Here is a 12,209-nt window from a genome sequence, read left to right as displayed (position 1 = left end):
GTTATCTATGGCTGTAGTTCCTGAAAATCCTTTTGTGCTGGTTGACGGCTCTTCGTATTTATATCGTGCATTTTTCTCTCCCCCACATTTAACCAACTCAGCTGGTGAAGCTACTGGTGCTGTATATGGCGTAGTGAACATGCTACAAAGCTTGTTAAAGCAATTTAGCCCAACACATATTGTGGTTGTCTTTGATGCTAAAGGAAAAACCTTTCGTGATGACATGTATGTTGAGTACAAAGCCAACAGACCTAGTATGCCAGATGATTTACGTAGTCAAATAGAGCCTTTACATGCTGTGATTAAAGCGATGGGTTTACCTATTTTAACGGTACCCGGCGTAGAAGCCGATGACGTCATTGGTACACTGGCGTTACAGGCTAGCCAAAAAGGCATTAAAACCTTAATCAGCACTGGCGATAAGGACATGGCGCAGTTAGTTGATGAAAACACTTATTTGATTAATACAATGACTAATACTGTACTTGATGTACCAGGTGTTAATGAAAAATTTGGTATTCCACCAGAAATGATCATCGACTTTTTAGCGTTAATGGGTGATAAAGTCGATAACATACCTGGTGTACCAGGGGTTGGTGAAAAAACCGCTTTAGCGATGTTACAAGGTCTAGGCAACATGGATAGCATCTATGAAAACTTAGATAAACTGGCACCATTAGGTTTCCGTGGTAGTAAAACCATGGCTAAAAAGATGCAAGAAAACGAAGCAATGGCTCGTTTATCATATCAACTAGCGACAATTAAGTTAGATGTCGAATTGGAAGTGGGTTACGACGACTTCAAACCAACTCCACAAGATACTGATGAACTGATTAAACTATTTGGAAAATTAGAATTTAAACGTTGGTTAGCATCCTTATTATCTGGTGATAATTTAGTGGCTAAAGCTTCTTCTGGGCAAGAAAGCCAAGTGAACCCTGCATTTGTTGCTGCAAAATCAATGGTTGACCGTGATAGCTATAAAACTATCTACACCAAAGGGCAATTATTGCAGTGGATTAAGAAATTAAAACAAGCTGATATCTTCGCCTTTGATACTGAAACAACCAGCCTAGATTACATGCAAGCTAAGATTGTTGGTTTATCCTTTGCTATTCAAACCAATGTAGGTGAAGAAGCTGATCCAATCATTGAAGCGGCATACCTGCCATTAACACATGACTATATTGATGCACCTGCACAGTTAGATTTGACAGAGACTCTCGCCTTATTAGAGCCAGTTTTGTCATCAGATGAATATAAAAAAGTAGGTCAAAATTTAAAATATGACCGCAGTGTATTACTAAATCATGGTATTACCTTGGGTGGCATTGCCTTTGATACTATGCTGGAATCTTATGTGTTAGATAGCACTGGCAAGCATGATATGGATACCTTAGCACTAAAATATTTAGGCCATAAATGCATTAGCTTTGAATATATTGCCGGTAAAGGTAAAAAACAACTTACCTTTAATCAAATTTCGATTAAAGAAGCAGCTCCTTATGCTGCTGAAGATGCTGATATTACGTTACGTCTTCACCTCGAATTACAAAGTCGCTTACAGGAAACACCTGAGTTATTAACAGTATTGAATGAGATTGAGATGCCGCTATTAACTGTACTTTCAGATATTGAAAGAGGCGGTGTTGAAATCGACAGTGAGTTATTAAAAGTACAAAGCAATGAAATTGCGAAGCGTTTATTAGAGTTAGAAGAGCTAGCATACGAAGAAGCAGGTAAACCGTTTAATTTAAGCTCGCCAAAACAACTACAAACGATTTTGTTTGAAGAATTAAATATACCGGTGATTAAGAAAACACCAAAAGGTGCGCCTTCTACGGCGGAAGAAGTATTGCAAGAGTTGGCACTTACTTACCCTTTGCCTAAGTTAATTATTGAGCATCGTGGATTAAGTAAACTAAAATCAACATATACTGATAAGTTACCACTAATGGTTAACGAAGAGACAGGTCGTCTTCATACTTCATACCATCAGGCGGTCACGGTGACAGGTCGTTTATCATCAAGCGATCCAAACCTACAAAATATTCCAATTCGTAGCAGTGAAGGTCGTCGTATTCGCCAAGCCTTTATTGCACAACCTGGTTATAAAATTGTAGCTGCCGATTACAGTCAAATTGAATTACGTATTATGGCGCATTTGTCGCAAGACGCAGGTTTATTAACGGCATTCTCAACAGGTAAAGATATCCATAAAGCAACGGCCGCTGAAGTTTTCTCTGTTGCACTTGATGATGTGACTGTTGATCAACGTCGAAGCGCTAAAGCGATTAACTTTGGTTTAATTTACGGTATGAGTGCCTTTGGTTTAGCTAAGCAATTAAATATTGGCCGTCAAGAAGCACAAACATACATGGATCGTTACTTCAGTCGTTACCCGGCTGTATTAACTTATATGGAAGATACGCGTTTACTAGCGAATGAAAAAGCTTATGTAGAAACTATTTTTGGTCGTCGATTACAGTTGCCTAATATCAATGCTAAAAACGGTATGCTAAAGAAAGCAGCTGAACGTGCGGCGATTAATGCACCGATGCAGGGAACGGCTGCCGATATCATCAAAAAAGCGATGATCGACATGGCAGAGTGGGTAAAACAGAAGCCACAAGGCAGCGTGCAAATTCTGATGCAAGTACACGATGAATTAGTCTTTGCGATTAAAGAAGAGTCTGTAGAATCTTATACAAAAGAGATTCAAACAATTATGGCTAATGCAGCTAAGTTAGATGTACCACTGATTGCCGATGCTGATGTTGGTGATAATTGGGATGAAGCTCATTAAACAAACAAATTAGCTTTGCATAATTTATGAACTAATTATAAATTGTCATGACTAATTAATGAAGATAGCGATTTTATAAAGTCTTCCCTGTTTCCCTCAATATGTATCCGTATATTGAGGGTTTTTTGCTTTATGAGATACAACGCTCACATACACCGTGCGCTTCTAATACTTTATTAGTGATATTAAATCCAAATTGCGATGCTTTACTTGAGAATGCGTCATCAATAATTGGATCGCTCAATTCAATCACGCATTTACATTTATCACAAATCAATAACTGCATTGGATGTTCGCAACCTAGGTGACAACACATCAAATAAGCATTCAAAGATTCAATTCGATGGATAAAATGGTTCTCTAATAAAAACTCTAGTGCACGATAAATTGTGGGTGGCTTTGCTTTACTGTCGGTTTTTTGTAGCTGCTCTAATAATTCGTAGGCGCTAATAGCCCCTTGGTGCTCTGCCATTAAAGTAAATACTTGTTGGCGAACAGGGGTAAAGCGTACATTGTTCGATTTACAAATTTCGATGGCACGAGCGAGCAAAGGATGAGACATAATAACTACTTCTATCAATAAAATTAGTCATTATAATAACATAGCGTTGGCAGATTAAAGTACTCAATTCGAATGTTAATTGACCTACTTATCTTTTTAAGAATGAAGTGCTTAGGCTTTATTTATAATACTATCGGTGGTGTTTGGCTAATCACGGGGTGGTGGTAATGGCTTGCACGTTGGATTGTTTGTGTTGGGGTTTCTCCAAATAATCCTTTGTAATAAGCATTAAAAGTACTGATATGGAAAAAACCAAAGTTCAACGCAAGGTCTGTAATACTATGCTGGTTATCTTCACTTAATAAAATTCTTCTTATCTCGTTTAAACGACAATCCCTTATGTATTGAATGGGGGAGATACCAAGGCCCTGTTCAAAACAGTATTGTAACGCTCGGCGACTGATATTGCTGATTTGGCATAATTCAGTAATGGTAAGAGGGTAGTTACCTGTTTCTTGAATATACTCAGTGATATCAGTGATCACTCGTTGTGTGGTTTGCTGAGACACGCTGAGATTATGATGCTGATATTCTGTTTGCATTAAGAGATCTGCCACTTTTGAAGAGATCAAAGGTGTTAAATGATTTAATCTTAAAGGATCTGAATCTTTAAGTAAGTGAGTGCTCCCCATAGGGGAATTGCTATTACCTAATAACAAGCTGATTAATTTGGCTAGTTCATAACTAACATAAGACGTAGGCTTGGATACTTGTAAGTGTGTACTTTTATTTTGCCAAAGATCGTAATCTGCCCCAATCATCTCAGTGTCTAAGCTATGCTTATTGATCACCAACCCATAAATATGGAAATCAGGTGGGGTAATTAACTCAAATTCAATCCCTGAAGGGCGAGTCATTATTTGCCCTGCTAATACGTCACTGTTATTGATTTTAGGGCGCTGTGTTTGTAAAGAAAATCCTAACCATAAATTATCATGCTTAACACAGCACTGCTGTTGTAAGGTACGGTTAGTAAACTCTTCAAAAAAATGAATGCCTTGTAACTTCAACTCATCTAAATAACCACTAAATATACCATTGCTATGCTGATTATAGCGTTGTTCCCATTGTCGTAAGCTTTCAGCTTGTTGGTTAACATCAAAAGTAAAGGATTTGCACCGCTCTAGTGCAACGGAAGTATTAACTTGGTGCTGCTTTGAATTTGCCATTTTACCGCCTCCTATTACAGTGCATTAATTTGATGCATAATTATTTCAATTATTTGTTTTTAAACAACTTTTATTGTTGCGCAATTGCGTTATTTAATTGGAACACTCTTCGCAGTTACCTGTTTATATTGAGCGCAAAGTTCGCGCCTAATTTTATTTTGAGGTACTAGAAATGTCTAATTATCGCTATCAGCTTGGTAGTCACCTTTATCAATTTGAGAGTTTAGCAGATTTAATGGCTAAAGCTTCTCCAATGCGATCTGGTGACCAATTGGCTGGAGTAGCAGCGCTTTCTGCAGAGCAGCGTGCTGTCGCACAAATGTTATTGGCTGAGTTACCATTAAAAACATTTCTTCAAGAAACGCTTATCCCTTATGAAAAAGATGAAATAACCCGATTAATTATCGATGAGCATGATGCTGCGGCTTTTTCTGAAATATCACACCTCACAGTAGGTGACTTTCGGAATTGGTTATTGCAAGAAACGACAACTGAAATTGACTTTACCCGTATCCGCGCTGGTTTAACCCCTGAAATGGTCGCTGCGGTAAGTAAAATAATGCGTAATCAAGATCTAATTTTGGTGGCGAAAAAATGCAATATCATTACTAAATTTAGAAATACCATTGGCTTGCCTGGTCATCTGTCTACACGTTTACAACCTAATCACCCCACTGATGATGTAAGTGGTATTGCAGCGACTATTTTTGATGGTTTGATGTACGGTAATGGTGATGCTGTATTAGGCATTAATCCAGCGACCGATAGTGTTTCACAGGCGGTGAAGCTAATGAAGCTAATGGATGATGTTATTCAACATTATGAGATCCCAACACAGTCCTGTGTATTAACGCATGTTACGAATACTATCGAAGCAATCGAGCTAGGTGCACCTGTTGATCTGGTTTTCCAATCAATTGGTGGCACTGAAGCAACCAATCAAGGCTTTGGTGTTAATCTCAATGTGTTAGATGAAGCGCATCAAGCAGCACTAGAACTCAAGCGCGGCACTGTAGGTGATAACGTGATGTATTTTGAGACTGGGCAAGGTAGTGCGTTGTCTGCAAATGGTCATCATGGTGTCGATCAGCAAACCTGTGAAACTCGCGCTTATGCAGTTGCGCGTAAATTTAAGCCATTATTAGTTAATACAGTGGTTGGTTTTATTGGCCCTGAATACTTGTTCGATGGTAAGCAGATTATCCGTGCAGGATTGGAAGACCATTTTTGCGGAAAACTATTAGGTTTACCGATGGGGTGTGATATCTGTTATACCAATCATGCTTATGCAGACCAAAATGATATGGACAATTTATTGACCTTATTAGGCGTTGCTGAATGTTCTTTCATTATGGGCATCCCTGGCTCTGATGACATTATGTTGAACTACCAGACGACCTCTTTTCATGATGCCTTGTATGCCCGCCAAGCATTAGGCTTACGCCCAGCACCTGAGTTTGATCTGTGGCTTAAAAAGATGCAAATCTCGCCTGAAAATAATGCTACTCAGCTAAGCTCTACGTTGCCAGATAGCTTTGCAAAACCACTGAACCTGATTAAGGAGTTGTCATGAGCAAACCTAATTCAACAGAGCAGGTAAAACAGCCCCATAGCGTACACCAAGACCCTTGGGCTAAATTACGTCAATTCACCGACGCTCGTATTGGTTTAGGGCGCGCAGGTACTAGTTTACCAACCTCTGAGCTATTACGTTTTCAACTTTCTCATGCACAAGCAATTGATGCCGTTCATGTACCGCTTGATGTGGATAAATTATCAGAGCAATTTGAACAATCACAAGTACTGAGCCCTTACTTACCAATACAACGCTTACATAGCAAAGCAACTGATCGTATGGAATACCTTCAACGCCCTGATCTAGGTCGTCAGTTAGATAGACCTTCAATTGAACGCTTAGAAGCCTTGAATGGTGAAGCATATGACCTAGTGTTTGTGCTTGCTGATGGGCTTTCTTCCTATGCAATTAGTCATCATGCCAAAACTTTTGTTGAATTGTTCATTAGCCGCTTACAAGAAGAATTTCCTAAACAGCTGAAAATTGCTCCTATCTGTGTGGTGCAACAAGGGAGAGTTGCAGTGGGAGATGATGTATGTGAAGCGTTGAATGCCAAACAAGTGGTGTTGCTGATTGGTGAGCGCCCTGGATTAAGTTCACCTGACAGTATGGGGTTGTACTTAACTTGGGGAGCACAACGAGGCATGGAAGATTCAATGCGTAATTGCATTTCTAATATACGGCCTGAAGGGCTGAAATATCAGGCTGCTGTGCATAAGAGTATCTATTTACTTAATGAATCACGTCGCCTGTCTTTAACGGGAGTGAATTTAAAAGATCGATCTGAAGATTCATTGTTAGAAACAGAGCACACACAGCATTTTAGTTTAACCAATTTGTCATAAAACGATAAAGATAATAAAAACAATCATTTATAAAAATAAATAATAATCAATTAACAACAACTTAATTACTATAAGAAGGGAACTACTATGTCTACTAATCAAGAATACCTAGCTCAAAGGCAATTGAAAAAGGGAGCAGCCGGTTGGATTTTGCTTGCTGGTCTGGGGATTTCATATGTTATCTCAGGGGACTTTGCTGGGTGGAACTTTGGTATAGCGCAAGCGGGATGGGGCGGTTTTGTTATTGCTGCGGTATTAATGGGCGTGATGTATTTAACGCTGGTGTTATCTTTGGCTGAAATGTCTGCTGCGATACCTGCTGCAGGTGGTGGTTATAGTTTTGCACGCCAAGCAATGGGGCCTGCTGGTGGTTACCTTACCGGGTTAGCTGTTTTGATTGAATATACACTTGCACCTGCTGCAATTGTTATTTTTATCGGATCATCGGTAAACGAGTTATTAGGTTTTGACGGGCCGATTGTTTACGCATTGTTCTATTTAGTATTTATCGGTATCCATATCTTTGGGGCTGGTGAAGCGTTAAAAGTGATGATGGTGATCAGTGCGTTAGCAGTATTAGCGATTATTGCCACTGGTGTGGTGTTATTACCTGAATTCAATGTTGATAACTTATTTGATATTGAACCATTAATTGGCGGGACTGACTTCCTACCAATGGGGTATTACGGTGTTTGGGCTGCATTACCGTTTGCTATGTGGTTATTTCTTGCTGTGGAAGGTGTACCATTAGCTGCTGAAGAAGCAAAAGATCCAGCGAAAGATGTACCGAAAGGGATTATCGCAGCGATGATCTTCTTATTATTCACTGCAATATTAGTCGTAGTATTAGTGGCTGGTGCTGCTGGTGCACAAGTGACTGCTGGTAGCGCAGTACCGTTAGTTGATGCGTTAAAAATGACAGGTAACCCAAATATTGCAACTATGGTAAATGTATTAGGTTTAGCGGGTTTGATTGCTTCATTCTTCTCAATTATCTACGGTTATAGTCGTTTAGTCTTTGCACTTTCTCGTGCTGGTTACTTACCACAAAGTCTATCATTAACTAGTAAACGTAAAGTGCCTGTCCGCTCACTTATTTTCCCTGGTATTTTAGGATTCTTATTATCGTTAACAGGTGAAGGTGACTTAATGCTTTCAATGGCGGTTGTTGGTGCAACGGTTTCCTATGCAATGATGTCAGGTAGCCACATTTTATTGCGTATCAACCAACCTGGTTTAGCTCGTCCATATAAAACACCTGGTGGTGTGGTAACGTCAGGCATCTCGTTTGTATTATCACTAGTCGCATTAACTGGTGTTTATGCTTACGATGTAAGAGCCTTCTATTTCACGCTAGTATTATTTGTGATTGGTATGCTTTATTACACATTCATTGGTCGAAATAACTTAGTGGCTAAATCAGCAGAAGAAGAGTTCGCGCTGTTATCACAAGCTGAAGATGAATTAATAGCTAGTTAATGTTCCTCATATTGCTTTAATATTAAAAACCCACCACTCTTGGTGGGTTTTTTTGACCTTTCTGTGCTCAGCCTCTCTATTTTCACCTTTACTTATTATAAAGTAATTATAAATAGGTATTCTTTTGTGGTAAATTTCATCAAAACAAGGTGATTTTTTGCACTTAAATGATCTATACCTCATTTTTTCCCGTATGGTTCCGCTCTTTTTCACCATAATAAAAATTATAAAAATAGATCGATATAAGTAAGGTAAAACAATGAATAAAGTAAATAGAGTAAACCAAGTTTTTTCAAGAATTTTGATATTATTATTCATTGAATCCATTGCAATGGCTTTTATATATGGGACTTACTTAGAGGCTATATTAATAGGTTTGCCTGCTATGTTGGTACCATTATGGCTATGTAAAAGTATTCCAGATGCTGCATTAACTAAGCACGTTTCTGCTTTAGCTGCGATGGTTTTTGCTTGTTTGCATATTCATCAAATGAATGGCTTGATTGAAGTACATTTTGAGATTTTTATCTTAATGGCAATATTGATTATTTTTAGTGATTGGAAAGTCTTTATTTCAGCTACCTTATTAGTCGCAGTACATCATTTATCATTTTACTTTATGCAAGTTAACGGTGCCAATATATACATTTTTGACCAAGATAGATTGTTTTTTTCGACGGTGATCATTCATGCCGTTTATGCGGTAATTGAAGCTATTATTGCAGGCTATATTGCCAAAGTATTATATGATGATAGTCGAGTAGGGGTTGAGCTAGCAAGGGTAACTCAGCTGTTAACCATGAATGATCAATCACTTGATTTAAAAGTACGCACAGATAGTCGTGGCAATAATATTTTAGGCGGATTTAACGATCTTTTATCAGTACTTGATAACGTAGTAAGCAGCGTAAAAACTCAGGCCAATGAATTTATTGTTAACTCAAACAATTTAACATCTGCGAAAACGGAACTCGAAATTTCTGCTACTAATAGGCAAGCCGAAACTGAGAATATTGCTTCTTCTGTAGAAGAGATGGCTGTGACGGTCGGATCAATTGCACAGGATGCATCACAATTAAGTACTCAAATGAAAGAAGTCTCTGAATCTGCACAAGCTGCAAATCAACACATCGAAGAGATTAATGTTAAAAATAGCGAACTCACTGACTCACTTAATAAAACTAGCGTAGAAATCACTGCGTTGGCTAATTCAAGTGATGTGATTGCTAATGTCTTGTCTGAGATTACTGGTATCGCTGATCAAACGAACTTACTCGCTTTAAATGCAGCAATAGAAGCTGCTCGAGCGGGTGAACAGGGGAGAGGGTTTGCTGTCGTTGCTGATGAGGTCAGAGCATTAGCAAATCGCACAAAAGATAGTACAACCAGAGTAAATGAAACTTTGTCTAAGTTAGTAAACCACTCACAATCATCGACACAATCAATGGCTCAATGTCTTAGTGCTGTAGAGTTAGTGATTGAAGTAGCAGCCAAAGCTAATAATAAGATTGCTCATGCTACAGACTTAGCCTCATTATCTAGTGATATTGCAGATTCAGTGGCTGCGGCAGTAGAGGAGCAATCAGTGGCAACTAACGATATTGCCCAGAGTACCGAAAGAGTAAGTCTACTGAGTAAAGGTGATACAGCCAAAGTGGAAATCTTAGCGCAAGAAGCCGCTAAGATTTCTCAATCTGTTTTATTATTAGAGTCAAACATTGCACGCTTCAAATAGTAAGGTTACAGCGACTCACTACATTATCTGCGGTATATGGTTAGTTTTAACTATTGCTGCAGCTATCTATTTTATTAGTGGTCGTTTAGCTGACTTTGATCCCCAACAGAAGCTAACGGATGCAGATCCCATTTCATTAATGCAGAAAATAAGCGAGATAGAGCAGCTAAAAGGACGTGATTTAAGCGATACAATTGTTCACTTCACTAGCCAAGGTTGTTCATGCACTCAATATAGCGATAATCATAAAGGTGAAATTAATCAACGAGCTGCTATTGAAGGTTTTAAGGTTATTAATGTGGTTGTCTCAGAAAAATTAGCGGCATTAGTTCCTTCCACTCCTGCCATTTTAATTACTAATAACCAGCGAAATTTACTTTATTTTGGCCCTTATTCTGCTGGTTTAGCATGTAGCGCTTCTAATGGTTACGTGGAAACGGTATTAGGTAATTATGCAAAAGGTTATAGTTCAAGTTTGATTGTTAATGATACTAGCGGCTGCTATTGCCACATTTAGATAAATCTTCAACATCGCTACAAAAAAGCGCTAGTCTTTAATTAGATTGCAGCTTTTTATTAATCAGTCATGATGTTGATGTCTAGCATCTAAAAGTAAAGACGTTCAAAAACAGCTTTTAACCCTCATTAATTGCTCATATAAATTAGTTATGTTTAAGGCTCACAGTGAATAAATTGAATATAGATAACTTGATTGATAACTATCCTCTATTAAAAATGCTAATAGCATTACAACCAACTAGTTGGTTCAACCCTAAAATTACCTCAGTTGAACAAGGAATAAAGCAAGTTGGTCTAGGTAAGCAAGATATACAGGAAGCCAGTGAGCGACTCACAAGATTTGCACCTTATTTGACGCAAGCTTTTCCTGATACAGTAAAAAGCAACGGCATTATTGAATCTGAAGTGGTTGAAATCGCAAAGATGAAGAAGCAATTACAGCTTGATTATGGACAATCTTTATCTGGACGATTGATGTTGAAGAAGGATAGTCACTTACCTATTGCAGGCTCTATTAAAGCACGTGGTGGTATCTATGAAGTTTTAACTCATGCTGAAAAACTAGCGATACAAGCAGGGTTGTTAGAAGAGGGGGATGATTATGGAAAGTTGTATTCTGAATCCTTTCAGCAGTTCTTTAGCCAATACCGCATTGCTGTTGGCTCCACTGGTAATTTAGGGGTATCCATTGGCATTATTAGTGCTAAGTTAGGTTTCTCTGTTTCTGTTCATATGTCTGCTGATGCACGGCAATGGAAAAAAGACAAGTTACGAGCGCATGGTGTTAATGTTGTCGAGTATGAGCAAGATTATGGTGTTGCGGTGGCGCAGGGGAGAAAAGAAGCTGAGCAGGATGCTAGTTGTTTCTTTATCGACGATGAAAATTCGCAAACATTGTTTTTAGGTTACTCGGTTGCAGGTCAGCGTTTATTGCAACAGTTTATTGAGTTGGGAGTTAAAGTCGATCAAGACCACCCATTGTTTGTTTATCTACCTTGTGGTGTTGGTGGTGGGCCGGGCGGTGTTGCATTTGGGTTAAAGGTTGCTTTTGGGGAGCATGTACATTGTATTTTTGCAGAGCCGACACATTCTCCTTGTATGTTATTAGGAGTGTATACTGGGTTGCATGATCAAATCTCGGTGCAAGATATTGGTATTGATAATATAACCGCTGCCGATGGTTTAGCTGTAGGGCGTGCATCTGGTTTTGTTGGACGTTCAATGCAGGGGTTAATAGATGGCTATTACACTTTGTCCGATCAAACTATGTATAACTACCTAGAAAAGATGGATCGTTTAGAAGGTTTACAACTAGAGCCTTCAGCGGTCGCGGGTGTGATTGGTCCGATGATAGTGTCTGCAAACATTGAGTATTTACAAAGATTAAACTTAGATAAGCATAAAATGGCCAATGCAACGCATTTAATATGGGCCACTGGCGGCAGTATGGTGCCCCCTCAAGAGATGAAATCCTATCTGAATAAAGCCATTAGCTAATTTTAGATATAAAAAAACCGC

The 12,209-nt window shown here is 38.7% G+C and carries 9 protein-coding genes; 7 read left to right on the top strand and 2 right to left on the bottom strand.

The genetic code is table 11. The annotated features are described in order from the left end of the window. The first annotated feature begins 7 nt into the window (after positions 1-7). On the top strand, positions 8-2,806 hold the full coding sequence (gene polA / locus OW492_RS14540) for a DNA polymerase I (RefSeq protein WP_290041029.1): 2,799 nt from the start codon (positions 8-10) through the stop codon (positions 2,804-2,806). Positions 2,807-2,936: 130 nt separating this feature from the next. Here polA and OW492_RS14535 read toward each other — a convergent pair whose 3' ends face one another. Further along, entirely contained in the window at positions 2,937-3,368 is a 432-nt protein-coding gene (locus tag OW492_RS14535) for a transcriptional repressor (RefSeq protein WP_290041028.1), read from the bottom strand. Between the two features lie 122 nt (positions 3,369-3,490). Further along, entirely contained in the window at positions 3,491-4,537 is a 1,047-nt protein-coding gene (locus OW492_RS14530) for a helix-turn-helix domain-containing protein (RefSeq protein ID WP_290041027.1), read from the bottom strand. Positions 4,538-4,709: 172 nt separating this feature from the next. On the opposite strand from OW492_RS14530, the gene OW492_RS14525 reads away from it, so the two are divergent. The 6 genes from OW492_RS14525 (at position 4,710) to OW492_RS14500 (ending at position 12,188) form a co-directional block, all read left to right on the top strand. Next, on the top strand, positions 4,710-6,110 hold the full coding sequence (locus OW492_RS14525) for an ethanolamine ammonia-lyase subunit EutB (RefSeq protein WP_290041025.1): 1,401 nt from the start codon (positions 4,710-4,712) through the stop codon (positions 6,108-6,110). After that, the gene (gene eutC / locus OW492_RS14520; RefSeq protein ID WP_290041024.1) at positions 6,107-6,958 is read left to right on the top strand and encodes an ethanolamine ammonia-lyase subunit EutC; all 852 of its coding nucleotides are present in this window, start codon (positions 6,107-6,109) and stop codon (positions 6,956-6,958) included. The genes OW492_RS14525 and eutC overlap by 4 nt, the downstream gene beginning before the upstream one ends. Before the next feature lie 87 nt (positions 6,959-7,045). Continuing rightward, positions 7,046-8,437, top strand: coding sequence for an ethanolamine permease (gene eat / locus OW492_RS14515; RefSeq protein WP_290041023.1), 1,392 nt, complete (start codon positions 7,046-7,048; stop codon positions 8,435-8,437). A 259-nt stretch (positions 8,438-8,696) separates the two neighbouring features. Beyond that, the gene (locus OW492_RS14510; RefSeq protein WP_290041021.1) at positions 8,697-10,172 is read left to right on the top strand and encodes a methyl-accepting chemotaxis protein; all 1,476 of its coding nucleotides are present in this window, start codon (positions 8,697-8,699) and stop codon (positions 10,170-10,172) included. After that, positions 10,156-10,689: a DUF6436 domain-containing protein gene (locus tag OW492_RS14505; protein ID WP_290041019.1), complete on the top strand. Its 534-nt coding sequence runs from the start codon at positions 10,156-10,158 to the stop codon at positions 10,687-10,689. Before OW492_RS14510 ends, OW492_RS14505 begins: the two co-directional genes overlap by 17 nt. A gap of 167 nt (positions 10,690-10,856) precedes the next feature. Further along, positions 10,857-12,188, top strand: coding sequence for a D-serine ammonia-lyase (locus OW492_RS14500; RefSeq protein ID WP_290041017.1), 1,332 nt, complete (start codon positions 10,857-10,859; stop codon positions 12,186-12,188). Positions 12,189-12,209 lie beyond the last annotated feature (21 nt).

Origin of the sequence: Psychromonas sp. 14N.309.X.WAT.B.A12, assembly GCF_030397575.1 — a bacterium.
Taxonomy (GTDB): domain Bacteria; phylum Pseudomonadota; class Gammaproteobacteria; order Enterobacterales; family Psychromonadaceae; genus Psychromonas.
This window is presented reverse-complemented; position numbering and strand designations above follow the sequence as displayed.

What these genes read in the sequence shown, in the direction of transcription:
- OW492_RS14530 (WP_290041027.1), bottom strand. Translation starts at nt 4,537, where the DNA reads ATGGCAAATTCAAAGCAGCACCAAGTTAATACTTCCGTTGCACTAGAG.
- OW492_RS14535 (WP_290041028.1), bottom strand. Translation starts at nt 3,368, where the DNA reads ATGTCTCATCCTTTGCTCGCTCGTGCCATCGAAATTTGTAAATCGAAC.
- polA (WP_290041029.1), top strand. Translation starts at nt 8, where the DNA reads ATGGCTGTAGTTCCTGAAAATCCTTTTGTGCTGGTTGACGGCTCTTCG.
- eat (WP_290041023.1), top strand. Translation starts at nt 7,046, where the DNA reads ATGTCTACTAATCAAGAATACCTAGCTCAAAGGCAATTGAAAAAGGGA.
- OW492_RS14510 (WP_290041021.1), top strand. Translation starts at nt 8,697, where the DNA reads ATGAATAAAGTAAATAGAGTAAACCAAGTTTTTTCAAGAATTTTGATA.
- eutC (WP_290041024.1), top strand. Translation starts at nt 6,107, where the DNA reads ATGAGCAAACCTAATTCAACAGAGCAGGTAAAACAGCCCCATAGCGTA.
- OW492_RS14525 (WP_290041025.1), top strand. Translation starts at nt 4,710, where the DNA reads ATGTCTAATTATCGCTATCAGCTTGGTAGTCACCTTTATCAATTTGAG.